The organism is Klebsiella sp. A52 (genome assembly GCF_018388785.1).
In the GTDB taxonomy this organism is placed as follows: Bacteria; Pseudomonadota; Gammaproteobacteria; order Enterobacterales; family Enterobacteriaceae; genus Klebsiella; species Klebsiella aerogenes.
The window spans coordinates 173,580-197,926 of the sequence record NZ_CP074437.1 but is presented as its reverse complement, the minus strand read 5'-3'; the positions used below and the strand labels follow the sequence as shown (position 1 = coordinate 197,926).

Genomic DNA, 24,347 nt, shown 5'->3' with positions numbered 1-24,347 from the left:
GGTTTGCCTGATTTTGTGAAATGAAAGAAGGTAGTGTACCGCAAACGACAGCGGGATGTTTCGCCAAAACGATCCTTAACAATCAGTGGCAAAACATCCCGCAACGATTACTGGCTGGCGGTTTCCATATTCGGCTGCACGCCGCTTAAGGCGCTGACGAGGTCGTTGACGCCGTCGCTCATGGCGCTGAAACGGGTCAACGCGGAACGGGTCACCACCACGAAGACCCCGACGTTAGCCTGCGGGTTCATCGCCATATAGGTAATAAATCCGCCGCCGCCGCCGGTTTTCTGGATAATGCCCGGATGGCCGTTTTTCGGCTTCATGTACACCCAGCCAAGACCCAGCGCATCGGCTTTACCCGGAACATCCATGCCGATCACTCGGGTGAGCTGGGTACGTTGATAAATCAGCGTCTGCATGCGATCGGCCTGCTGGCCGCGAGTATAGAAATCCGAAGAGAGGAACTGCTGCATCCAGCGCATCATATCGCCCGGGGTCGAATACACGCCGCCGCTGCCGATGGCCGCGAGGGTGTTATTACACGGGCTGGCGCCTTTCTCCGCCACCATCAAGCGCTGACACTGATCCGGCGATGGGGTGAAGGTGGTGTCCTTCATGCCGAGCGGGCGGGTGATTTGTTCTTCAAACAGCTGCGGGTAGGGCTTACCGGCGGCGGTCGATAGCGCATCGGCTAGCAGGTCGAAGGCCAGGTTGGAATAGGCCGCCTGCGAACCCGGCGTGGTTTTAAGCGTAGCCGTCGATAGCCAGTTCCAGCGCTGCTGGCGGGTCGGCCAGACGAATACCGGGCGATGCGCCGCGCCGCCGGGCTGCTCGCGCGGCAGGGCGCTGGTGTGGGTCGCGAGATTGACCAGCGTAATCGGTACGCCCTGATAGGTTGGCACCCGCGCGCCAGGCGGCGCGTATTTACTCAGCGGATCGTCAAGCTTAACCACCCCCTGATCGAGCAGTTTCACCAGCATTTCACTGGTCATCAGCTTACTCAGAGAGGCGATGCGGATAACGGAATCCAATTGTGGATGCTGATTATTACCCGGACGGGTTTCGCCGAAGCTGCGGAATACGCGCTGGTTGCCGTCGATAACCACCATCGCCATGCCGGTGGCGCCGCTGCCGTAATAAATATGTTCGGCGAAGCGGTCGACCACATCAGAAGTAAATACCGGATCAACGCTCGGCTGAACCGCCTGGGCTGAGGTCCACGACGCCGCGCACAGCGCAGCAAAAATGAGCAAACTACGTTTCAACGGAGGCATCCATCGTTTATTAGGGGAATATACACCGTATTTATACTACGAAGTCGCGGCGAGCAAAGTGGGAATAACGACAATATTTCACAGAAAAGCGTAACGGTGCGTAAAAATGACTTTTTTCCGCTTTCAGATATCTGCTTTTCCGCCTGACGCGTATGATTAAGCTCTTATTCATCTTATAAAAGAGAGTGGTGATGGCATCTCAACGGGTTCTGATGGTAGTGGATATGCAAAACGGCGTATTCGAGACGCCGCGTGTCGATCGCGAACGCTGCGTAGCGCAAATCAATCGCCTGATTCACGCCGCCGATAGCGTTATTTTCATTCAGCACGCTGAAGCAGGCGGGCTGGAAGAAGGAAGCGAAGGATTCGCGCTGCTGCCTGAACTGGCGCAACCCGCCGGGGCGCGCTACGTCACCAAAACGGCCTGTGATGCGTTTTATAAAACCGATCTTGAACAGGTGCTGCGCGAGAACGGAACTCACGCTTTTGTTATCTGCGGCTGCGCGACCGATTATTGCGTCGATACCACCATCAAAAACGGCGCCAGCCGCGGCTACGCCATCACCATTGCCGAAGATGCCCATACCACCGCCAATCGCGCCGCCGCCGAGGCTAAAACGCTGATCGCTCACTATAACGAGGTGTGGCGGACTTTCACCCTTCCCGATAATCCTTTACGCGTGAAACCCGTAGAAACAATTCTTGCCGAATGGCAGACGAACTAAGTCGCTGATATCCGGTCTCATCATGGGTCCGCTTTACTTCGCCGCCGCGCGTTGCGGCGGGCGTACGTGTGGTACACAGCAAAAACAGAACGATAAGAAGTTAGCAGGAGAGTACGATGTTTAAAGCTTTTTTCCCCAAACCGGGGCCGTTTTTTATTTCTGCCTTTATCTGGTCGCTGCTGGCGGTGATCTTTTGGCAGGCGGGCGGCGGCGACTGGCTGCTGCGGATAACCGGCGCATCGCAGGATGTCGCCATCAGCGCGGCGCGGTTCTGGTCGCTCAACTATTTGGTGTTTTACGCGTATTACCTGTTCTGCGTCGGCGCCTTCGCGCTGTTCTGGTTTATCTATAGCCCGCATCGCTGGCAATACTGGTCTATTCTCGGCACCTCGTTGATTATTTTTGTCACCTGGTTTTTGGTGGAAGTTGGGGTGGCGATCAACGCCTGGTATGCGCCGTTCTATGACTTGATTCAGAGCGCGCTGGCCACGCCGCACAAGGTCAGCATCAATCAGTTCTACCACGAGATTGGCATTTTTCTTGGCATCGCGCTGATTGCGGTGGTGATTGGCGTGCTGAATAACTTCTTCGTAAGCCACTATGTGTTCCGCTGGCGTACCGCGATGAACGAACACTATATGGAACACTGGCAGCATCTGCGCCATATCGAAGGTGCCGCTCAGCGTGTGCAGGAAGACACCATGCGCTTCGCCGCGACGCTTGAAGATATGGGCGTAAGCTTTATTAATGCGGTAATGACGCTGATTGCCTTCTTGCCGGTGCTGGTTTCGCTGTCGGCGCATGTGCCGGACCTGCCGATCGTTGGCCATTTACCGTATGGGCTGGTGATTGCCGCTATCGTGTGGTCGCTGATGGGAACCGGGCTGCTGGCGGTGGTCGGGATCAAGCTGCCGGGCCTGCAATTTAAAAACCAGCGGGTAGAAGCCGCCTATCGTAAAGAGCTGGTGTATGGCGAGGATGACGCCAACCGCGCCACGCCGCCGACCGTGCGCGAGCTGTTCAGCGCGGTGCGCCGCAACTACTTCCGCCTCTATTTCCACTATATGTATTTCAATATTGCCCGTATTCTTTACCTGCAGGTGGATAACGTTTTCGGCTTGTTCCTGCTGTTTCCGTCGATTGTCGCCGGTACGATTACGCTCGGCCTGATGACCCAGATCACCAACGTGTTCGGTCAGGTTCGCGGCTCGTTCCAGTATCTGATTAGTTCGTGGACCACGCTGGTGGAACTGATGTCCATCTATAAACGTCTGCGCAGCTTTGAGCGCGAACTGGATAACAAAGGGCTGCAGGAAGTCTCTTCAACCGTTAATTAATTAATGAATGCAAGGAAGGTTTATGGCGCAGGTTTCTCGCGGTGTTTCACTCTCTTTTACGCTGCTGGCCGGGTTGGTGCTGAGCGCCTGTACCAGCCAGCAGGCGCCTAAGTTGAAAGAAGGCGAGAAGCCGGTGGATGTCGCCGCCGTGGTGCGGCAAAAAATGCCTGCCAGCGTCAAAGACCGCGAGGCCTGGGCGCAGGCGATTGCCAAAACCTTTGACAGCCAGAAGCTGGCGCCGACGGAAGAAAACGTCTGTTCGGTGCTGGCGGTCGCGCAGCAGGAATCAAACTATCAGGCCGATCCGGCGGTGCCGGGCCTGAATAAAATCGCCTGGCAGGAAATTGACCGTCGGGCGGAAAAAATGCATATCCCGGTATTTCTGGTGCATACCGCGCTGAAAATCACCTCGCCGAACGGTAAAAGTTACAGCGAGCGCCTCGATAACGTCAAAACGGAAAAACAGCTAAGCGCGATTTTTGATGACTTCATCGGCATGGTGCCGATGGGCCAGAAGCTGTTCGGCTCTCTCAACCCGGTGCATACCGGCGGACCAATGCAGGTAAGCATCGCCTTTGCCCAGCAGCACACCGATGGCTATCCGTGGAAAATGGACGGCACCGTGCGCCAGGAAGTCTTCAGCCTGCGCGGCGGGTTGTGGTTCGGCACCTATCATCTGCTCAACTACCCGGCTAACTATAGCGTGCCGCTGTACCGCTTTGCTGATTTCAATGCCGGTTGGTATGCCAGCCGTAACGCCGCCTTCCAGAATGCGGTGGTTAAAGCCACCGGCGTTAAGCTGGCGCTGGATGGCGATCTTATTCGTTATGACAGCGATGAACCCGGAACGACTGAGCTGGCGGTGCGCCGTTTAGCCGGGCAGTTGGGGATGAGCGATGGCGATATCCATCGCCAACTGAAAAAGGGCGATAGCCTGGCGTTTGAAGAGAGTGATTTGTATAAGAAAATATTCAAAATCGCCGAGAAAAAGGCCGGGAAAACGCTTCCGCGCGAGATGTTGCCGGGGATCCAGCTGGAAAGCCCGAAAATCACCCGCAATCTTACTACCGCGTGGTTTGCTAAGCGGGTCGACGATCGCCGCGCCAGCTGTATGGCGCGTCGTTAACGGTTATGGTACCAGCGCAGGATAAGCCCCAGCGCGCCGACCAGCAGGCTACCAAACAGGAACGGAATTAAACCGAACAGGGTACCGACGCCGAGCCCAATCTCAATGCGCGGGCGGTTGGTATCCTGAATCTGAATGAGATGTTCGAATACGCCTGGCGCGTGTACCAGCATGCTCAACATTTGCGCGCCGGCCCAGATGCACAGCAGAACAAAAAGCGCGTAGGCAATGTTACCGCTGGTGATCGATACCTTCTTTTTGTTGCTCCCCATCAGCGTTTTAGAAAACGTAAATTCAGCCATATAAACCTCCGCAACACCTGTTCCGCTGGTTTTTCCTCCAGCTCTATAGACAGGAATTCTGGCAGCGACGGGCGTTTCCCTGTATCAGATTGCTGGTAATTTCTGCCAGGAATAATCCTGTTTTGACAAAACTGTCGGCGAGCCCGCATTGCACAAAAGGGAGAGCGGCTTCGCATTGTGCGAACAATCTTGTTGGCGCGGCGGGCGGCTATGCGATGATGTTTTTTTTCCGCAGGAGTCGTTATGAAGCTGACCGACAAAATCCGCCGTGACTGGCACTACTACGCGTTTGCGCTGGGGTTAATTTTTATTCTCAATGGCGTGGTGGGGCTGTTGGGGTTTGACGCGCAGGGCTGGCAATCTTATGCCGTCGGTTTGGTGACGTGGGTAGTGAGCTTCTGGCTGGCGGGATTTGTTATTCGCCGCCGTCCGGCAGAAGAGGCGTAATATCCCCGGCAAGACGTGGTAGTTATTATTATCGGTTTGCGATCGTTTCGCCCTGGAAAAACGGTTGTTCTGTGGTGTTTCCAGGCACATTGCGCTCCCGATAATTCTTCTGCGTTATGTCTCTCATGGCGCAGGGAGCGCACAGAGGGCGGCCAGTCGCCGCCGCCATCCGGCGCGAAAGTGGCTTTTTACCCGCGGTTATTGCCCGGCGGCGCTACGCTTGCGCGGGCCTACAGATCACATGCCGGCGTAGATACTGTTATCGGTTTGCGACTTTTTAAGGGTTTTTCCCGGACGCGGCGCGTTGCGCCTTCTCCGGGCTACCAAATCGCAAAGCGCTGTAGCAGCGCCACCGGGGGGGGGAGAGCACCAGTAGTGTCAGCCAGCGTGGTGAAGAAATTAACAGCAGGCCGCACGGACCGTAGGTCGGATAAGGCGTTAGCCGCCATCCGACAAAATAACGGCACCGCGGTAGCCCGGGTAAGGCGGTACGCCGCTACCCGGGAAAAATGCTTAGTTCATTGAGGTTTTCAGCGCGCGGTCGGCTGCGTGGCGCTCCAGCGCCAACTCGATCAGGCGGCTTATCAGGCTGGTGTAATCCAGGCCGCTGGCCTGCCACAGCTTCGGATACATACTGATGTTGGTGAAGCCCGGCAGCGTGTTGATTTCGTTGATCACCACCTCGTTATCTTCCGTCAGGAAGACGTCAACGCGGGCCATTCCGCTGCAGCCGAGCGTTTGATAAGCGCGGACGGCGATATCGCGGATTTTGTCGTTGATCTCCGGGGCGATGGCTGCCGGAACCACCACCTGCGCGCCTTTATCATCGATGTACTTGGTATCGTAGGCATAGAATTCGCTATTGAGTACGATCTCCCCGCAGGTGCTGGCCTGGGGATAATCATTGCCCAGCACCGCGCACTCGATTTCACGGCCCTTAATCCCTTGTTCAACCACCACTTTATGGTCGAACTCAAAGGCTAACGCGACGGCCTGCCGATACTCTTCTTCGCTCTTCACTTTGCTGACGCCGACGGAAGAACCCTGGTTCGCGGGCTTCACGAACAGCGGTAGTCCCAGCTTCGCTTTGACATCGGCAAAGCTGAACTGCTGGCGGTTGGCGCGAGTCAGGGTGATGAACGGCGCAATCGACAGACCGGCATCGCGTAGCAGGCGTTTAGTGACGTCTTTATCCATGCAGGCGGCGGAGCCCAGCACATCGGAGCCGACGAACGGCAAATTCGCCATCCGCAGCATCCCCTGCAGCGAACCATCTTCGCCAAGGGTGCCGTGAACAATCGGGAAGATGACGTCGATGGCCGCCAGCGGCTGGCCGCTATCGGCGTTGATCAACTGATGGGCATCGCGACCAGGAATTTGCGCCAGCGTCACGTCGGACGGGCGCAGCGCGATATGAGCGGGATCCTGCGGGTTCAGCAGATAGTTGCTGGCATCGTTGATATGCCAAAGCCCCTGTTTATCGATTCCCAGCAGCACAACATCAAAGCGTGTCTTATCAATTGCTTCGACGATATTTTTGGCTGACTGCAGCGACACTTCATGTTCTGCCGACTTACCGCCAAAAACGATCCCAACCCTCATTTTAGCCATTTCAACTTCCATCCTGATTACATCAAAACACATAACATAGCATGTGTTTTAGCGAGATGGCTGCCTGAATCTTTACCCTTTACAGCAGAGGGTTAAATGCTGCGCATTCGCCACTATCCGCCGATGTGCCTCAGCACATCCCACTGACGACAATGCGGTTATCTTCGATTATGTTTGTCTACTCCGCGGTCAGGGCGATAAAACACCAAACTCGCGGCATGCGCATCTCTGGTACTACGTGCGAAGACGGAAATTGCTAAGCTAGGTAATAATTAACGAAACACTAATGAATACGCGTAGTTATGGAATCCTGGAAGGTTAATCTCATTTCTGTCTGGTTCGGCTGCTTTTTCACCGGACTCGCCATCAGTCAAATTCTGCCCTTCTTACCGCTGTATGTCTCTCAGTTGGGCGTTACCTCACACGAAGCGCTGTCGATGTGGTCGGGCTTGACCTTTAGCGTCACCTTCCTGGTGTCGGCGATTGTCTCGCCGATGTGGGGGAGCCTGGCAGACCGCAAAGGGCGCAAACTCATGCTGCTGCGCGCCTCCCTTGGTATGGCGATTGCGATTTTGCTGCAGGCTTTTGCGAACAACGTCTGGCAGCTATTTATTTTGCGTGCGGTAATGGGGCTGACCTCCGGTTATATTCCCAACGCCATGGCGCTGGTGGCCTCGCAGGTGCCGCGTGAACGCAGCGGTTGGGCGCTCAGTACGCTGTCGACGGCGCAGATAAGCGGCGTGATCGGCGGCCCGTTGCTCGGCGGTTTTCTTGCTGACCACGTCGGCCTGCGGGCGGTGTTTTTCATTACCGCGATTTTACTGACGGTCAGTTTCCTCGTGACGTTGTTTCTGATTAAAGAGGGCGCCCGGCCGCAAGTGAGCAAAGCTGAACGCCTGAGCGGCAAAGCGGTCTTTGCTTCATTGACCCATCCGGGGCTGGTGATTAGCCTGTTTTTCACCACCCTGGTTATCCAGTTGTGTAACGGCTCTATCGGGCCAATTCTGGCGTTATTTATCAAGTCGATGGCGCCGGACAGCAACAATATCGCGTTTCTGGCGGGGATGATTGCCGCCGTACCGGGGATTTCGGCATTGATTTCCGCGCCTCGCCTGGGAAAACTCGGCGATCGCATCGGGACGTCGCGCATTTTGCTGGCGACGTTATGCTGCGCGGTGGTGATGTTCTTTGCGATGTCGTTCGTGACCTCGCCGCTGCAGCTCGGGGTATTGCGCTTCCTGCTGGGCTTTGCCGACGGCGCGATGTTACCGGCGGTTCAGACGCTGCTCTTGAAATACTGCAGCGATAACGTCACCGGGCGTATTTTCGGTTATAACCAGTCATTTATGTATCTGGGTAATGTCGCCGGGCCGCTCATTGGCGCTTCGGTCTCGGCAATGGCGGGGTTCCGCTGGGTGTTTATTGCCACTGCGTTGATTGTCCTGATTAATATCTGGCAACTGGCGATTATGTTACGCCGTAGCCGCCGCGCGGCCGTTTAAATAAAAATATTGGGCGCTCATAAGGGCGCCTTATATTAATCAGCTGATATAGCTATTAACCATTACCTTTAGTTATCCTTAAATAGTGCGACACATATTCCATTTTATTATTTACTATTAAATTTGGTTATAGAATTATCTTTTCGCTATTAATAATAGGGGCTTTCCCTTTGTTGCCTGGCGGTAATAAAAACGTTTCGCTGAATATTATTGCAGGAATAACCCTATTATTTGAAAATAATTCTGGTATCGATATGCCGATGTATGACATAACTAGGCCATTATGGATGTTGCTTAAGGATAATGCGTAATGAAAAATCTCATTGCTGAGCTGTTGGTCAATCTGGCGCAAAAAGAAGAAGAGGCGAAAGAGCTGACGGTACAGGTTGAGGCGCTGGAAATTGTCGTCACCGCGCTGCTGCGCCATATGGCTGAGGATGCGCAGCAACGTTTGATTCAGGATATCGAAACCGCCATGGAGCAGGTAAAGCCCGGACCGCTGGTGGACGACCGTGACACCCACCTTCTGCAGCAATATATAAAAAAGCTGCTCCGGCATCCTCGTAACTAATCATGTGACCAGTAAGGATGCTGTCATTTTTCTGTCACACCACTTTTATAAAGTCTCCCTCGTTTTGTTTTTTAAGTATTTTTTACATGGAGACGACAAAGTGAAATTATCTGCCCTCTTTATTGCCCTGTTACCGCTGCTGGCTCCCCCGGTTATTCATGCACAAACAACTTCTTCGCCGGTGCTGGAAAATCGCGCGGCCCAGGGCGATATCACGACCCCAGGCGGCGCGCGCCGTTTAACGGGCGATCAGACCGAAGCGCTGCGCGCTTCTTTAATCAATAAGCCGGCGAAAAATATTATTTTGCTCATTGGCGATGGCATGGGCGATTCAGAAATTACCGCCGCTCGAAATTATGCCGAAGGCGCCGGCGGTTTCTTTAAAGGTATTGATGCCCTGCCGCTGACGGGCCAGTACACTCATTATTCTCTGGATAAAAAAACCGGCAAACCGGATTACGTGACGGATTCCGCCGCTTCGGCAACCGCGTGGACCACCGGCGTGAAAAGCTATAACGGCGCGCTGGGCGTTGATATCCACGAAAAAGATCATCAGACCATCCTTGAGCTGGCGAAAGCCGCGGGTCTTGCCACCGGCAATGTCTCGACGGCTGAGCTGCAGGATGCGACGCCGGCGGCGCAGGTGGCCCATGTGACCTCGCGTAAATGCTATGGTCCCAGCGTGACCAGCGAAAAATGCGCCAGCAACGCGCTGGAAAAAGGCGGCAAGGGCTCTATCACCGAACAACTGCTGAATGCCCGTCCGGATGTCTCTTTAGGCGGCGGGGCGAAGACCTTTGCTGAAACGGCGACCGCAGGGGAGTGGCAGGGGAAAACCCTGCATGAGCAGGCGGTCGCTCGCGGCTATCAGATTGTGACCGACGCCGCTTCTCTCGCCGCTATCAGCGAAGCAAATCAGGGTAAACCGTTGCTCGGTCTGTTCTCCGACGGCAATATGCCGGTGCGGTGGGAAGGCCCGAAAGCCTCTTATCACGGCAATATCGACAAACCGCCGGTAACCTGTACCCCAAACCCGAAACGCGATGCTTCCGTACCGACGCTGGCGCAGATGACCGAAAAAGCGATTGATCTCCTGAGCCGCAACGAGAAAGGTTTCTTCCTGCAGGTTGAGGGGGCGTCTATCGATAAACAGGACCACGCGGCAAACCCTTGCGGCCAGATTGGCGAAACCGTCGACCTCGATGAAGCGGTACAGAAAGCGCTGGAATTTGCCAAAAAAGAGGGTAATACCCTGGTGATCGTCACCGCCGATCACGCCCACTCCAGCCAGATTATCCCGGCCGACACGAAAGCGCCGGGCCTGACCCAGGCGCTGACGACCAAAGATGGCGCGGTAATGGTGATGAGCTATGGCAACTCTGAAGAAGAGTCGATGGAACACACCGGCACCCAACTGCGTATTGCCGCCTATGGCCCGCATGCGGGCAACGTGGTGGGTCTTACCGACCAGACCGATCTGTTTTACACCATGAAAGACGCGCTGGGTCTGAAATAACCCGCGGCCGGTAACGAATTTACGTTACCGGCTGGTTTTTTTGCTGATAGCGACCAGACTTACAGAGATCCACTAACAGAGGGATGGTGTGATGAAAATAACATTTCTGGTAACCCTACTTTTTGGTTTGGTCTTTGTTGCCGCGGTAAGTGCCGCAGATAAAACGTTAACGCCTCAGCAGCAGAAAATGAGCGTATGTAATACCGAAGCGGCGTCAAAGTCGCTGAAGGGGGATGAACGTAAAGCCTTTATGAGCAATTGCCTGAAGAAAGATGCGCCAGCGGCCGGCAAGACGCTGACGCCTCAACAGCAGAAGATGAGCGCTTGTAGCAAAGAAGCGTCGTCGAAATCGCTGAAGGGTGACGATCGTAATAAGTTTATGAGTACCTGCCTGAAGAAATAAGATGACGGGTGGGGCGGTGGCGCCTCACCCGTAGTCTCTTTGAGGATTATCAGGAACGGCTCAGTTGCTCTGATTTTTCCATACACTTCGCCATTGCTTCGATAACGGCTGAACGGAAACCTTTTTCTTCCAGTACGCGAACCGCTTCAATGGTGGTGCCGCCCGGCGAGCAGACCATATCTTTCAGCGCGCCCGGATGTTCGCCGCTTTCCAGTACCATCTTCGCTGACCCCATGACCGCCTGCGCGGCGAATTTGTAGGCCTGCGCGCGCGGCATACCGCCGAGAACGGCGGCATCGGCCATGGCTTCGATAAACATAAAGACGTAAGCCGGCGCGGAACCGCTGACGCCAACCACCGGGTGAATCATCGGTTCGGCGATGGTTTCCGCCTGGCCGAAGCAGCGGAAAATGGTTAATACCTCGGCGATCTCTTCCGCGCTGACCAGCGCGTTTGGCGTCACGGAGGTCATCCCGGCGTTCACCAGCGACGGCGTGTTCGGCATGGCGCGAATAATTTTGCGATCGTGGCCCAGCGCGCGCGCCAGCTGATCCAGCGTGACGCCTGCGGCTATCGAGACCACCAGCGAATCTTTGTTCAGACTGGAAGCGATATCGCTTAATACCTTGGTCATGATCCCCGGCTTCACCGCGCCGAAGACGATATCGGCGACCTGAGCGACTTCCTGCGCGCTTTCCGCCGCATTAATACCGTACTGGTCATGCAGGGCGGCAACTTTGTCCGGCGATGGGGTATAGACCCAGATTTGCGCCGGTTGCACTTGTCCGCTGGCGATCAGGCCGCCGAGAATGGCTTTACCCATGTTGCCGCAGCCGATAAAGCCAATTTTCTTATCCATTACCTTTCCCCTCTGCATTTTTCGTTACGATCCCACTAGCTTATCATCCTGGCGCTTTTCTGGGGGAGAAAAGCAGGCGACAATGTCGCAACCTTTGCCGACGACAGGAGCCGAAATGGCGATTTGGGTAGATGCGGACGCGTGTCCGAATGTCATTAAAGAAATTTTATTCCGCGCCGCCGAACGCACGCAGACGCCGCTGACGCTGGTCGCCAACCAGTCGCTGCGGGTTCCACCGTCGCGCTACGTCCGCGCGCTAAGGGTGGCGCAGGGTTTTGATGTTGCCGATAACGAGATTGTCCGTCTCTGTGAACCGGGCGATTTGGTGATCACCGCTGACATCCCGCTGGCGGCGGAAGTGCTGGCGAAAGGAGTGGCGGCGCTGAATCCGCGCGGCGAGCGCTACAGTGAGGCGACCATTCGCGAGCGCCTGACGATGCGTGATTTTATGGAGACGATGCGGGCCAGCGGCGTACAGACCGGCGGCCCGGATAGTTTATCGCAGCGCGATCGGCAGTTATTCGCCGCCGAGCTGGAGAAGTGGCTGCTTGCGGTTAAACGTCAGCAGGATTAAACCCAGCTGTCGTCATCGCTACCGAAATCATCGTCATTGCCGAAGCCGGCGTCGAAATCGGAGTCAAGGGTGTTGTTGTCCGCCAGGAAAGGATCGTCCTGCTGGCGGAACGGATCCTCGGGGGCGTTATTATCCAGCGCCGGGCTGACGTCTTGTTGCTGCTGCGGCTGCTGTTCATCGATGATGTTCACAATCTCCTGCGGGTGTGAACCACTAAACATATTGGTCAGCATATTGCCCAACACTACGCCGCCTGCCACCCCGGCCGCGGTTTGTAGCGCGCCCGCCATAAAGCCGCCGCCGCTGCGGCCTGCCGCCTGCGGGGCATAGTTTTGCTGCGGCGCATACTGCGGTTGCGCGTTATTGGCCTGCGGGCGGCCATATTGCTCGGCCCCAGGAATCGGATCGGAGCCGCGGGACTGGCCGCCGCCGAACAGGCCCGACAGGAACCCGCCGCTGCTCGGTTTTGCCGCCTGCAGCTGGCTAACCTGAGCCTCCAGCGCCTGAATGCGGTCGTTAAGTTGTTTGATAGCCGCTTCCTGAATCAGGATAGTTTGCGCCATATAGTACGGGGCCGCCGGCTGCTGGGTTACGTGCTGGGCAATCCGCTCCTCGGCGCTGGCGTCGCGCGATGCGCTGTGCGTCTCGGCCTCTTTTAAACGGGAAAACAGGCCATCAATAAGGCGTTGTTCTTCAGATTGCATGATACATTCCTCTGTCACACGGGTCATTTACCGTCAGAGTGCGACGGTCGGGCGGTGTTGTAAATATGTTGCAGCGTAAAGCTGTGCAGAAATGTGTTACCGTTTACGGCAAAGAATGGATAAAAAATAATCCTTCGCCTTTAAGTAAAGCTGGCATAACACTAAATGCAATGATAAGTTTACATGCGGAATCCATTCAAACTCTGTGGTAAATAGGGTTCCCTAAAAAATGTAACGATTATTTTACGGTTATCGTGGCAGGCATTTGCAGGTATCATGGCGTACTTTTCGCCTTTATTTCTCCGCGACACGCGGAACCAGGGGGTCTTCGGTAATGACACAACCAATTTTTCTCATCGGGCCGCGAGGCTGCGGTAAAACGACGATCGGCCATGCCCTGGCGCGCGCGCTGCATTTCCAGTTTTCCGATACCGATCATCGTTTGCAGGCGCATGAGAAACGCACGGTAGCGGAAATCGTGCAGAAAGAGGGCTGGGAACGCTTTCGTGAACTGGAGACGCTGTCGCTGAAGGCCGTTACGCTGCCGGATACGGTTATTGCGACCGGCGGAGGAATTATTCTCGCTGAACGCAATCGTCTGTTTATGCGTGAAAACGGCATCGTGATTTATCTGCAGGCTTCTGTTAACGCCTTAATTGAGCGTCTGGAAGCATACCCGCAGGCGGAACAGCGTCCAACGCTGACCGGTAAGCCCGTCCGCGAGGAAGTCGGCGAAGTGTTGGCGCAGCGGGAAGCCCTGTACCGCGAAACCGCCCATCATACCGTAGACGCCACCGCGACGCCGGACGCGGTGGTTGAACAGATTATGACCATGCTGTGCGATGTGACGGTAAGTTAGGATTTTACCTGGGTCAGGGGGGAAAGCGGAGCCTATACTTAATTGTTCTGACAGCCGAAAAAGGAAGAACAATGCCAAACAGACCCCCTTATCCGAGACAAGCACGCGTTGTCGCCGTCGAAAAAGGCGCCGCGGGTCAGACGGTCACCTGGTATCAGCTGCGTGCGGATTACCCTACACCCGATTCGCTGATCAGCGAACATCCCTCCGAGCAGGAAGCGTTAGACGCTAAACGGCGCTACGAAGATCCCGAAAAAACATAATCCCCCGGCCCGGTTTGTGCCATGAAGATGGCAATACCGGGCCCAGCTCACATTTTTAATTCATCAATGGTACTAATGAATACCTAACACACGGATTTTTCAGGAGCGACTCTGAAGCTTCTGGAATCTTTACATTCCGCAGCGCCGCTGAGCTGCTACGCTTCTCGACGGTTGATTTTTACTCACCAGGGGGGCGGATGTCGTGTGTGAAAAGCCTGTATTGAAGCAGTGGTAGTGAAAAGGTACATGATATGAGTGCAACGATGGCAATTTTGACCATTGGCGTGGCGCCGGTGGCGGAAGTTTTGCCGCTGTTAACCGAACATATCAGGGAAGAGCAGATCACCCATATTAGCCTGTTAGGTAAAATGACGCGTGAAGACGTTATGGAAGATTATGCCGTGGAATCCGGTGACCAGGGGCTGCTGACCTTACTCAATGACAACCAACTGGTGGAAGTCTCCCGCCAAAAGGTGGAGCGCGATCTGCGCTGCGTTATCGAGATGCTGGATCGGCAGGAATATGATGTCATTCTTCTTCTCAGTTCCGAACAGTTGAGCGGCCTTGCGACGCACAACGCTATCCTTCTTGAGCCTGAACGGATTATTCCGCCGCTGGTGGCATCGATCGTCGATGGCCATCAGGTGGGTGTGATTGTACCCGTTGAAGAAGTCCTGCCCCTGCAGCGGCAAAAGTGGCTCACTTTAGAAAATACGCCTTACTATGCGCTGGCGAACCCGATGGGCGGCAGCGACAGCGATCTGCTGGATGCAGGAAGAGGTTTAGTCGAACAGGGGGCGGATGTACTGGTGCTCGACTGTCTTGGCTATCATCAGCATCACCGCGACGTATTACAAAAGGCGCTGGATGTCCCGGTATTATTGTCAAATGTGCTGGTTTCGCGACTGGCGGCAGAACTATTAGTTTAACCTGACGTTATCGATTAATTTTGCGTGACAGGGGCAAGGAGCGCCCCCTATATTGAAGCTTCAACCAACGATGATAAGGTCTTGTTTATGCTTCAAAGCAATGAGTATTTTTCAGGGAAAGTGAAATCTATCGGCTTCACCAGCAGCAGTACCGGCCGCGCCAGCGTTGGGGTGATGGCAGAGGGTGAATACGCCTTTGGCACCGCCCAGCCGGAAGAGATGACCGTGGTCAGCGGTGCGCTGAACGTGCTATTGCCGGGTGAAACGGAATGGAAAGTTTACGCGGCAGGCGAAGTGTTTAACGTGCCGGGTAATAGCGAATTCCACCTGCAGGTGGCGGAACCGACTTCCTACCTGTGCCGTTATCTGTAATTTAAGCGCCTTCCTGCCGCGTCCACTTTCCGGGCCCGGCAGGAAGGTGGCGCGTTAGCGCTGGGCTTCGCCGCCCAGTCCTTCAACCAGGCTTTGAATCAATGCCGCCAGTTCGCCGGTCATCAAGATAAAGTCGGCGTCAAAACGCTGCGCAAAATCTTCGCGGTCAATATCTTCATTCTGGTCACGTAATTCGTCGCAGAACTTCAGACGTTTAATCGATGCGTCGTCGCAGATCACAAACTGGATACGCTGCTGCCAGTCGAGCGCCAGTTTGGTGACCACTTTACCTGCTTCGATATGTACGGCGATCTCATCGCTCACCAGATCCTGTTTCTTCGCGCGGATCACGCCGCCATCTTCCAGCATCGCTTTCAATTCGGCTTCGTCAAGCAGCTGGAAGCCCTGAGCCACGCTACCGGAGCGCACCCATTCGGTCAGCGTCAGCTCGATCGGATTTTCCAGCGTCAGCGGCACTACAGGCAGCGAGCCCAGCGTTTTACGCAGCAGCGCCAGCGTATCTTCCGCTTTCTTCGCGCTAGCGCAGTCCACCATGATCAGGCCGTTGACGGTATCGATCCACATCATCGTCTGGCTGAAGCGGCTAAAGGCGCGCGGCAGCAGCGAGTGTAGAACTTCATCTTTCAGCGAATCTTTTTCCGTTTTCTTCAGCTTGCGGCCCTGATCGGCTTCGAGCTTGAGGATCTTTGCTTCCAGCGCCTGTTTGATCACCGGCGACGGCAGGATCTTTTCTTCTTTACGGGCGCAGATAACGATCTGGCCGTTTGCCGTATGCGTCAGCGCGTCGCTGTGCGATCCCATCGGCGATACCCAACCGGTTTTCGCCATATCCTGGCTGCCACAAGGGGTAAATGTCAGCTCGGCCAGCTGTTTTTCCATCTCTTCGGCGCGCAATTCGATATCGCGGCTCAGACGGTAAACCATTAAATTTTTGAACCACAGCATGATAATTTCCACGGCTTTGTCGTTAAATCAGGCGGGCATGATAGCGAATTGTCGCTATGCTTGCATTGTTAATCGGGGTGAGGAGCAGACTGTGCGTATTGGTATTGATTTAGGTGGAACAAAAACAGAAGTCATCGCCCTGAGTGAGCAGGGCCAGCAGTTATTTCGCCACCGCTTGCCAACCCCGCGGGAGGATTATCGCCAGACCATCGAGACCATTGCCTCGCTGGTGGAGATGGCCGAGCAGGCGACCGGGCAGCGCGGCACCGTCGGTATGGGCATCCCCGGCTCGATTTCGCCATATAGTGGGGTGGTGAAAAACGCCAACTCGACCTGGCTGAACGGCCAGCCCTTCGATAAAGACCTCAGCCTGCGCCTCAATCGTGAGGTCCGGCTTGCCAACGATGCTAACTGCCTGGCGGTTTCGGAAGCGGTCGATGGCGCGGCCGCGGGGGCGCAAACCGTGTTTGCGGTCATTATCGGTACCGGCTGCGGCGCGGGAGTGGCGTTGAACGGGCGCGCGCATATCGGCGGCAATGGTACAGCCGGCGAATGGGGACACAACCCGCTGCCGTGGATGGATGAAGATGAGCTGCGCTATCGTCAGCAAGTGCCTTGTTATTGCGGCAAGCAGGGGTGTATTGAAACCTTTATTTCCGGCACCGGTTTCGCCACCGACTTTCAGCGGCTAAGCGGAAAACCGTTAACCGGCAGCGAGATTATGCGCCTGGTGGGGGAAGGTGACGAAAAGGCCGAACTGGCGCTGCGCCGCTACGAGCAGCGGCTGGCGAAATCGCTGGCGCACGTGGTGAATATCCTCGATCCGGATGTCATTGTGTTAGGCGGCGGGATGAGCAACGTCGAACGTCTGTATCAAACGGTTCCGGGGCTGATGAAACAGTGGGTATTCGGCGGAGAATGCGAGACGCCGATTCGCCAGGCGATGCATGGCGATTCCAGCGGCGTACGCGGCGCGGCATGGCTGTGGCCGCTATAATCTCATTCCCTCTCCCCCCTGTGGGGAGAGGGTTAGGGTGAGGAGAAGACTTCACTCCACCGCAAACGCTTTCTCCAACCGGCTGTATCCCAGACCGTTTATCTTTTTCACTTTAATCTGCACCGGGATGCGTTCTTTCATCGCCTCGACGTGGCTAATCACGCCAATAACTTTGCCGCTGGCGTTAAGCGCGTCGAGCGCATCCAGCGCGGTATCCAGCGTTTCGCTATCCAGGGTGCCGAATCCTTCATCAAGGAAGAGCGAATCAATTCGCGTCTTATGGCTCACCAGGTCAGATAGCGCCAGCGCCAGCGCGAGGCTCACAAGGAAGCTTTCGCCGCCGGAAAGCGTGCGGGTATCGCGCACCGCGTCGGCCTGCCAGGTGTCCACCACTTCCAGCTCCAGCGCCTCGCTGGCTTTGCGTTGCAGCAAGTAGCGACCATGCAGGCGGTTGAGCTGCTGGTTAGCCAGCCACACCAGATTATCCAGCGTCAGCCCCTGGGCGAATTTACGGAACTTATCGCCCTCTTTTGAACCAATGAGCGCATTCAGCCAGGCCCAGTCTTCGACCTGCTGCGCTGCTTGTTCCATCTGCTGGCGTAATGATTGCTGGCGCTGTTGGTTATCGCTGTTTTGCTTCAACTGCTGGCGGATCTCACCCTGACGGGCGCTGTTTTCCCGCAACTGGCGCGCCAGTTGCTCCAGCCTATTCTCTCGCTGCTCCAGCGGCTGGTTGATATCAATATCGCCGGGCGGCTGTTGCTGATGGCGTTCAAGCGACGCCTGCGCCCGCAGGGCCAGCGTTTGGTTCTGCTGAACTTCTTTTTCCAGCGTCTGCTTGAGTTGTTCCAGCCGCTGGCGGCTAGCCTCGTCAAGCAAAGCGGCAAGAAAGGCCGTTTGGTCGGCAAACGGGCTGGCGGCCAGCGCGGCGGTAAACTGCTTTTCGCTTTCCTTCACCTGCGCCTGCTGCTGGCTTTCCTGCTGGCCCAGCGTTTGCCACTGGCTCTGTAGCGCCAGGCAATCATCATGCACCTGCCGCCAGCCCTCCAGCGGCGCGGGAACGACGGTTTCCGTTGACTCGGGCAGCGTCTCAAGCAGCGGCGTTAGTTGCTGGCGTTGCTCCTGCAGCGCGGCGGCTTCATTTTGTTTCGCCTGCCAGCTGTGGGTCTCGGCTTCGCGCTGGGCCAGCCAGTCGTTAGCCTCCGCGGCAGGCGGAAGCGCCAGGGAATAAACCTCCAGTTCCGCCTGCAGCGCGCGACGGCGCTGTTCGAGATCCTGCTGTAACTGCTGGAGCTGCTGCTGGCTCTCCTGCTGTTGCGCCTGCCAGGCCAGTCGTTGTTGATGCTGATACAGCTGCTGTTCATGCTGCTGTTGGCTATCAAGCCAGCCGGCAATATCATCCTGCGGCGTTAGCGCGATCGCTAATTCCGCGAGGGTGGCTTGCCATTGAGAGGTGAGCGCTTGCTCCTGCTGCAGAAGCGATGTTTTCTCGTCAGCGTCTTTTTGCTGTTGTTTAAGCAACGCTTCAAGCTGGCCGCGCAGCTGCGCGCCTTCTTCCGCCAGCTGTCGCACTTCCCGATCCAGCGCGTCGCGGCGGGTTTGGTTGATGCCGGGCACCAGCGCCTGGTATTCCGCCACCGCCGGATGATGTTCGGAACCGCACAGTGGACAAGGCGCGCCTGGCTGCAGGCGGGCGCGCTCGGCTTCCAGCCCGGCGATACGCGCTTCCAGTTCGCAGATGGCTTTTACATCGCTGAGCTGTTGATTTTTTTCCTTCCACGCCTGGCGGCGCTGTTGTAGCGCGGCTTCAAGCTTCTCTTTTTCCTGCTGTGAGGCGTTTTCCGCGCTCTGTAGCTGCTGCAGACGCAGGAACAGCGGCTGCAGCTGGCGATGGAGGGTTGAGAGCTGCTGGCGCAGCGGGCGGGCGGCGGCATGCTGTGCCAGCTCGCGGCTGACCTGCTGCGCGTCGAGGGTTAGCGCGGTGGCCGGCAATTCGCCGAGCTTACGGCTGGCATCCTGCAGGCGCTGCTGTAGCGTCAACTCTTGCTGAGCGTCGCGGTTAAGCTGCTGGAAGGTGGCTTTCCAGCCTGCCAGCGCCGTACTCCACTGCAGGAATCGCTCGTGCGCTTTAAGCCACTCATGCAACGATTGCTGGCTGGATTCTAGTTGAGCCAGACGTTGTTGGGCTGCCAGGCGGATCCCGGCGCGACGGCGCAGGCTGTCCTGTAAGCGAGTATTTACTTCCTCAACCTGACGGCGGGTTTGCGCCAGCGCGGTACTGTGTTCCTGCAGCCGCGACCATAATGGTCGCAGTTGCTCTGCCGGCTGCGCGGTTTGTAGCGCCGCCAGCTGCGGCGCGGCGGCTTCCTGCGCCAGTAACGCCTGCTGTAAAGCGGCCTGCGCCTGGGTGGCTTCCGCGTTTAGCTCCTGACGGCGGCGTAGCCACTGTAGGGCATTTTGCTGGCGGGTCTGTTCGGCAAGCTGCTGCTGTTCTTCAGCAGTAAGTACTTGCAAACTTTGCTGTAACGCCTGCTGCTGCTCATCATTTAACAGTACGACGCCGGAGGCCTGCGCCTGCAGCTTTTCCAGCTCAATGCGGGCGAGTTTATGTTTTTCAAAGACCTGCGCGGAAATTTGCCCGTAAATTTCAGTCCCGGTCAGCTCTTCCAGCAGCTCGGCGCGCTCTTTCGGTTTGGCATTGAGGAAAGCGGCGAATTGTCCCTGCGAAAGCAGCATTGAACGGGTAAAGCGCCCATAGTCGAGGCCGGTAATTGATGCCGTCAGCTCCAGTTTGTCTTTGACCTTGTCGGCAAGAATTTTACCGTCGTCGCAGCGCGCCAGCTCAACGCGCGGCGCCTGTAGATTGCCATCCGGCTGGTTGCGGGCGCGGTTCTGGCTCCAGAAGGCGCGATAGGCGGTGCCCCGGACCTCAAATTCAACTTCCGCCAGGCACTCGGCGGTGTCGCGGGTCATCAGATCGTTTTGCGATTGCGATACGCTGCTCAGGCGCGGCGTTTCGTGGTACAGCGCGAGACAGATGGCATCTAACAGGGTGGTTTTCCCGGCGCCGGTCGGCCCGGTAATCGCGAATAACCCATTGCTGGCGAATGGTTCAGCGGTAAAGTCGATTTTCCATTCGCCTTTCAGCGAGTTAAGGTTTTTCAGGCGTAGGCTCAGGATTCTCACAGGTGTTCCTCACCGTTCAGGCTATGCAGCGTTTCCGTAAACAGTTGCTCCAGCCGCTGTTGCTGCGGAGCATCAAGAGTTTCCAGCGCCAGGCGGCGGGCAAACACCTCTTCCACCTGCAGTTCGCTCAGCGTTTCTCGCTGAACGCCGGCCAGAATGCGTTCACGCTGGGCGCGACTGCGGCGCACCAGCAGCACTTCCACCGGCAGCGCTTCGGTCTGCTGCTGAATTTTTCTTTGGATATCGTGCAGATATTCATCGCTGGTGATTTCGATATCCAACCAGACCGGCGGCTGCTGCGCGCTATCCTGCCACTGCTGAAGCTGTTCGGTGATGCTGGCGAAATCACCTTTCAGTACCGCCAGCGGCTGGGTGATCGGCACCGGCAGCGGCGTCACCTCGCTGAGCTTGCCCTCGCTGAATGAGACCAGATTAACGCTTTTGTTTTTTCCGGTTTCATCAAAACTCAGCGGCAGCGGCGAACCGCTGTAGCGAATATGCTCGCAGCCGCCGACCATCTGGGCGCGATGAATATGACCGAGCGCGATGTAATCGGCGGGCGGGAAGCGGTTGGCCGGGAAGGCGTCAAGGGTACCGATATAGATTTCACGGACCGCGTCGCTTTTGCTGGCGCCGACGGTGGTGAGGTGGCCGCTGGCAATAATCGGTAATACGCGTTCGCCGCGCAGGTCGCAGGCCTGCTGATATTGCTGCTGATAATAGTCGCTGATGGCGGTGAGCAACTGCTGCTGTTTTTCGCCGCTGGAGTGGCCAGCCTGGCTGACCACCAGTTCGCGCGGGCGCAAAAACGGCACCGGGCAGAAGACCGCGCCGGGCGTGCCGTCGCGCCGCGGCAAGATAAAGGGCGCGTGGCCGGCGTTGGCGACCACGGTGGTTTTCAGGAAGGCGAGAATTTCGCGCGATTCGTTTAACGTCGCCACCGAATCGTGGTTGCCCGCCAGCACCACCAACTGGCAGCCGGTTTGCTGCAGCTGAACGACAAAACGGTTATACAGTTCGCGGGCGTAGCTCGGCGGAGAGCCGGTATCAAAAATATCGCCGGCGACGATAATGGCATCCACCTCGTATTCCTGCGCGCGCGCCAGCAGCCAGTCGAGAAAGGCGGCGTGTTCGTCCGCGCGGCTTTTGCTGTAGAAGTTCTGGCCGAGATGCCAGTCGGAGGTATGAAGGATGCGCATAAAAATTCCGTTGCGATAAAAGCCAGGCGGCCATTATAACGTTGATCCTGCCGCCCGTATTCCTTTTGCCCTATTACGGCGAGACAGGATGCGTTAAGTGCGTGTCATCATTCAAAATCCGCATTCATCAGACGGTCATTTTTTCATAAATCTGTCACAAATCTGACGCATAATGGCCGCGCACTTCTATACTGATGGCTAAAAAACACAGGGTAAATAATGGCGAGAAGAATTCTGGTCGTTGAAGATGAAGCTCCAATCCGCGAAATGGTCTGCTTTGTTCTGGAGCAAAACGGCTTTCAGCCCGTTGAGGCGGAAGATTTTGACAGTGCGGTGAATCAACTCAATGAACCCTGGCCCGATTTGATTCTCCTCGACTGGATGTTGCCGGGCGGATCGGGGCTACAGTTTATTAAACAGCTTAAGCGCGAAGCGATGACCCGCGATATTCCGGTGGTGATGCTGACGGCGCGCGGCGAAGAAGAAGATCGCGTTCGCGGTCTGGAAACCGGCGCGGATGATTATATTACCAAGCCGTTTTCGCCGAAGGAGCTGGTGGCGCGAATTAAGGCGGTGATGCGGCGTATTTCGCCAATGGCGGTTGAAGAGGTGATTGAGATGCAGGGGCTGAGCCTGGATCCTTCCTCGCATCGCGTCATGACCGGTGAAAATCCGCTGGATATGGGGCCGACCGAGTTTAAATTATTACACTTCTTTATGACCCACCCGGAACGCGTATACAGCCGTGAACAGCTGCTGAATCACGTTTGGGGAACCAACGTTTACGTTGAAGACCGGACGGTGGATGTGCATATTCGCCGCCTGCGCAAAGCGCTGGAACATAGCGGCCATGACCGAATGGTACAGACGGTTCGCGGCACGGGATATCGTTTCTCCGCCCGTTTCTGAATTTTGACAGGAGTGTGACCCGTGCTGGAACGGCTGTCATGGAAAAGGCTGGCGCTTGAGCTTTTCTTATGTTGTATCCCGGCCCTGATCCTCGGGGCGTTTTTCGGTCATCTGCCGTGGTTTTTACTGGCGGCGGTGACCGGGTTGCTTATTTGGCATTTCTGGAATTTGTTACGTCTGTCATGGTGGTTGTGGGTCGATCGCAGTATGACGCCGCCGCCGGGAAGCGGCAGTTGGGAACCGCTGCTGTATGGTCTGCATCAAATGCAGATGCGTAATAAAAAACGTCGCCGCGAGCTGGGAAGCCTTATCAAGCGCTTTCGCAGCGGGGCGGAATCCTTACCCGATGCGGTGGTGCTGACCACCGAAGAGGGCGCCATCTTCTGGTGTAATGGCCTGGCGCAACAAATCCTTAATCTACGCTGGCCGGACGATAGCGGGCAGAATATCCTCAACCTGCTGCGCTACCCAGAGTTTGCTAACTATCTGAAAAACCGTGATTTCACCAAGCCCCTTAATCTGGTGCTCAATAACGCCCGTCATCTGGAAATTCGCGTGATGCCTTATAGCGATAAACAGTGGTTGATGGTGGCGCGCGATGTCACGCAAATGCACCAGTTGGAAGGCGCGCGGCGTAACTTTTTCGCCAACGTCAGCCACGAGCTGCGCACGCCGCTCACCGTACTGCAGGGTTATCTCGAGATGATGCAGGAGCAGGTGCTGGAAGGGCCGACGCGGGAAAAAGCCCTGCATACCATGCGTGAGCAAACGCAGCGGATGGAAGGGTTGGTGAAGCAGTTGCTGACGCTCTCGCGTATTGAAGCCGCGCCGGTGCTGGCGATGAACGATAAAATCGACGTCCCGATGATGCTGCGGGTGGTTGAGCGCGAGGCGCAAACGCTAAGCCAGGGTAAGCATCAGTTGCACTTTAGCGTCGACGAAACGCTCCAGGTGATGGGTAACGAAGAGCAGTTGCGCAGCGCGATTTCCAATCTGGTGTACAACGCCGTAAACCATACGCCAGCGGGAACCGAGATCCGCGTCGTCTGGCAGCGGGCGCCGCACGGCGCGCTGTTTAGCGTTGAGGATAACGGCCCGGGCATTGCGCCTGAGCATCTACCCCGGCTAACCGAGCGGTTCTACCGCGTCGACAAGGCGCGCTCCCGGCAAACCGGCGGCAGCGGTTTAGGGCTGGCTATCGTGAAACACGCGGTCAGCCATCACGAAAGCCGGCTGGAAATCGAAAGTACGGTCGGGAAGGGAACGCGCTTTAGCTTCCTGCTGCCGGAACGTTTAATTGCCAAAAATGTCGCCTGACGTGGCGTTTGTCAGCTTTCCTTGCCAATGACCAGCTTCGGCTGGTCATTTTCATTTGCAGTCAACTTTACGTTGCGTATTAAACGAACGCCTGGTTATTTATTGTTCGCATGATTAGCCACGCGTTTTGCGTCGTTATGGTCAATTAATCCAGGTTCAAAATCATAGTTAGCATAATCATCTGGTTTTACGATCCCACCTTGCTTTAAAACGTTATAAGCGTTTAAATTGCCCCCTATGCAGTCCCGGTAAGACTGCTTTTGCGTGGTAATTCAAAAAACAATTCTTTTCCACGCCGCTTCGAGAGCATATCTCGCTGAGTTTACAGGCAATGGCCGCTGTATCATCCCGAAAGGAAGGCACGGTATTTTTCCGTTTTTACAACACCACATCCAC

The 24,347-nt window shown here is 56.0% G+C and carries 24 protein-coding genes; 16 read left to right on the top strand and 8 right to left on the bottom strand.

Features of this window, described 5'->3' with window-relative positions:
- Positions 1–107: 107 nt before the first annotated feature.
- Positions 108–1,268 carry a D-alanyl-D-alanine-carboxypeptidase/endopeptidase AmpH gene (gene ampH, locus KGA69_RS00940; protein ID WP_020079517.1) on the bottom strand — a complete coding sequence of 387 codons (1,161 nt, stop codon included), beginning with the start codon at positions 1,266–1,268 and terminating at the stop codon, positions 108–110.
- Between the two features lie 221 nt (positions 1,269–1,489).
- Between ampH and KGA69_RS00935 the strand changes: the two genes are divergently transcribed.
- The 3 genes from KGA69_RS00935 (at position 1,490) to KGA69_RS00925 (ending at position 4,465) form a co-directional block, all read left to right on the top strand.
- On the top strand, positions 1,490–2,002 hold the full coding sequence (locus KGA69_RS00935) for an isochorismatase family protein (protein WP_161801920.1): 513 nt from the start codon (positions 1,490–1,492) through the stop codon (positions 2,000–2,002).
- Positions 2,003–2,118: 116 nt separating this feature from the next.
- Positions 2,119–3,339 carry a peptide antibiotic transporter SbmA gene (gene sbmA / locus KGA69_RS00930; RefSeq protein ID WP_045390986.1) on the top strand — a complete coding sequence of 407 codons (1,221 nt, stop codon included), beginning with the start codon at positions 2,119–2,121 and terminating at the stop codon, positions 3,337–3,339.
- Positions 3,340–3,361: 22 nt separating this feature from the next.
- Positions 3,362–4,465 (top strand): DUF1615 domain-containing protein, encoded by a 1,104-nt coding sequence (locus KGA69_RS00925; RefSeq protein ID WP_045390983.1) that lies wholly within the window; start codon positions 3,362–3,364, stop codon positions 4,463–4,465.
- Here KGA69_RS00925 and KGA69_RS00920 read toward each other — a convergent pair.
- Complete coding sequence (locus KGA69_RS00920; RefSeq protein ID WP_015704540.1) at positions 4,462–4,767, bottom strand: DUF2755 family protein; 306 nt, start codon at positions 4,765–4,767, stop codon at positions 4,462–4,464. The two genes, KGA69_RS00925 and KGA69_RS00920, sit on opposite strands and share 4 nt — an antisense overlap.
- A gap of 243 nt (positions 4,768–5,010) precedes the next feature.
- Between KGA69_RS00920 and KGA69_RS00915 the strand changes: the two genes are divergently transcribed.
- Positions 5,011–5,214, top strand: coding sequence for a DUF2754 family protein (locus tag KGA69_RS00915; protein ID WP_045390980.1), 204 nt, complete (start codon positions 5,011–5,013; stop codon positions 5,212–5,214).
- A 513-nt stretch (positions 5,215–5,727) separates the two neighbouring features.
- On the opposite strand, the gene ddlA is transcribed toward KGA69_RS00915, so the two are convergent.
- On the bottom strand, positions 5,728–6,825 hold the full coding sequence (gene ddlA, locus KGA69_RS00910; RefSeq protein WP_045390977.1) for a D-alanine--D-alanine ligase: 1,098 nt from the start codon (positions 6,823–6,825) through the stop codon (positions 5,728–5,730).
- Positions 6,826–7,127: 302 nt separating this feature from the next.
- Here ddlA and KGA69_RS00905 point away from each other — a divergent pair, with 302 nt between their 5' ends.
- From KGA69_RS00905 to KGA69_RS00890, 4 genes are all read left to right on the top strand, one after another.
- Entirely contained in the window at positions 7,128–8,327 is a 1,200-nt protein-coding gene (locus KGA69_RS00905; RefSeq protein WP_045390975.1) for a multidrug efflux MFS transporter, read from the top strand.
- Positions 8,328–8,637: 310 nt separating this feature from the next.
- Positions 8,638–8,898, top strand: a complete 261-nt coding sequence (iraP, locus tag KGA69_RS00900; protein ID WP_045390972.1) for an anti-adapter protein IraP — start codon at positions 8,638–8,640, stop codon at positions 8,896–8,898.
- 100 nt (positions 8,899–8,998) lie between these two features.
- Entirely contained in the window at positions 8,999–10,414 is a 1,416-nt protein-coding gene (gene phoA / locus KGA69_RS00895) for an alkaline phosphatase (RefSeq protein ID WP_015368025.1), read from the top strand.
- Between the two features lie 91 nt (positions 10,415–10,505).
- On the top strand, positions 10,506–10,817 hold the full coding sequence (locus KGA69_RS00890) for a PsiF family protein (RefSeq protein WP_047078668.1): 312 nt from the start codon (positions 10,506–10,508) through the stop codon (positions 10,815–10,817).
- Positions 10,818–10,866: 49 nt separating this feature from the next.
- Here KGA69_RS00890 and proC read toward each other — a convergent pair whose 3' ends face one another.
- Positions 10,867–11,676, bottom strand: coding sequence for a pyrroline-5-carboxylate reductase (gene proC / locus KGA69_RS00885; RefSeq protein WP_015368023.1), 810 nt, complete (start codon positions 11,674–11,676; stop codon positions 10,867–10,869).
- 115 nt (positions 11,677–11,791) lie between these two features.
- On the opposite strand from proC, the gene KGA69_RS00880 reads away from it, so the two are divergent.
- Positions 11,792–12,250: a YaiI/YqxD family protein gene (locus KGA69_RS00880; RefSeq protein WP_213292740.1), complete on the top strand. Its 459-nt coding sequence runs from the start codon at positions 11,792–11,794 to the stop codon at positions 12,248–12,250.
- Here KGA69_RS00880 and KGA69_RS00875 read toward each other — a convergent pair.
- On the bottom strand, positions 12,247–12,954 hold the full coding sequence (locus KGA69_RS00875; RefSeq protein ID WP_063447732.1) for a DUF2076 domain-containing protein: 708 nt from the start codon (positions 12,952–12,954) through the stop codon (positions 12,247–12,249). The two genes, KGA69_RS00880 and KGA69_RS00875, sit on opposite strands and share 4 nt — an antisense overlap.
- 334 nt (positions 12,955–13,288) lie before the next feature.
- On the opposite strand from KGA69_RS00875, the gene aroL reads away from it, so the two are divergent.
- The 4 genes from aroL (at position 13,289) to ppnP (ending at position 15,377) form a co-directional block, all read left to right on the top strand.
- The gene (gene aroL, locus KGA69_RS00870; RefSeq protein ID WP_032707531.1) at positions 13,289–13,813 is read left to right on the top strand and encodes a shikimate kinase AroL; all 525 of its coding nucleotides are present in this window, start codon (positions 13,289–13,291) and stop codon (positions 13,811–13,813) included.
- Between the two features lie 71 nt (positions 13,814–13,884).
- Positions 13,885–14,076, top strand: a complete 192-nt coding sequence (locus KGA69_RS00865; protein ID WP_015368019.1) for a YaiA family protein — start codon at positions 13,885–13,887, stop codon at positions 14,074–14,076.
- Positions 14,077–14,327: 251 nt separating this feature from the next.
- Positions 14,328–15,005 carry an AroM family protein gene (locus KGA69_RS00860; protein ID WP_015704547.1) on the top strand — a complete coding sequence of 226 codons (678 nt, stop codon included), beginning with the start codon at positions 14,328–14,330 and terminating at the stop codon, positions 15,003–15,005.
- A gap of 87 nt (positions 15,006–15,092) precedes the next feature.
- A complete protein-coding gene (gene ppnP, locus KGA69_RS00855) occupies positions 15,093–15,377 on the top strand; it encodes a pyrimidine/purine nucleoside phosphorylase (RefSeq protein ID WP_015368017.1) in 285 nt (94 codons plus the stop codon).
- Positions 15,378–15,431: 54 nt separating this feature from the next.
- Here the strand turns inward: ppnP and rdgC are convergent, their stop codons facing one another.
- Entirely contained in the window at positions 15,432–16,343 is a 912-nt protein-coding gene (gene rdgC / locus KGA69_RS00850; protein WP_015368016.1) for a recombination-associated protein RdgC, read from the bottom strand.
- Between the two features lie 91 nt (positions 16,344–16,434).
- Here rdgC and mak point away from each other — a divergent pair, with 91 nt between their 5' ends.
- Positions 16,435–17,340, top strand: a complete 906-nt coding sequence (mak, locus tag KGA69_RS00845; protein ID WP_213292739.1) for a fructokinase — start codon at positions 16,435–16,437, stop codon at positions 17,338–17,340.
- A 51-nt stretch (positions 17,341–17,391) separates the two neighbouring features.
- On the opposite strand, the gene sbcC is transcribed toward mak, so the two are convergent.
- Together sbcC and sbcD are read right to left on the bottom strand one after the other, a co-directional pair.
- Positions 17,392–20,526, bottom strand: coding sequence for an exonuclease subunit SbcC (gene sbcC, locus KGA69_RS00840; protein WP_213292738.1), 3,135 nt, complete (start codon positions 20,524–20,526; stop codon positions 17,392–17,394).
- On the bottom strand, positions 20,523–21,725 hold the full coding sequence (sbcD, locus tag KGA69_RS00835) for an exonuclease subunit SbcD (protein ID WP_063447734.1): 1,203 nt from the start codon (positions 21,723–21,725) through the stop codon (positions 20,523–20,525). Before sbcD ends, sbcC begins: the two co-directional genes overlap by 4 nt.
- 219 nt (positions 21,726–21,944) lie before the next feature.
- Here sbcD and phoB point away from each other — a divergent pair, with 219 nt between their 5' ends.
- Positions 21,945–22,634: a phosphate response regulator transcription factor PhoB gene (gene phoB, locus KGA69_RS00830; RefSeq protein ID WP_004099401.1), complete on the top strand. Its 690-nt coding sequence runs from the start codon at positions 21,945–21,947 to the stop codon at positions 22,632–22,634.
- Positions 22,635–22,655: 21 nt separating this feature from the next.
- A complete protein-coding gene (gene phoR / locus KGA69_RS00825) occupies positions 22,656–23,951 on the top strand; it encodes a phosphate regulon sensor histidine kinase PhoR (RefSeq protein ID WP_045390952.1) in 1,296 nt (431 codons plus the stop codon).
- The last annotated feature ends 396 nt before the right edge of the window (positions 23,952–24,347 follow it).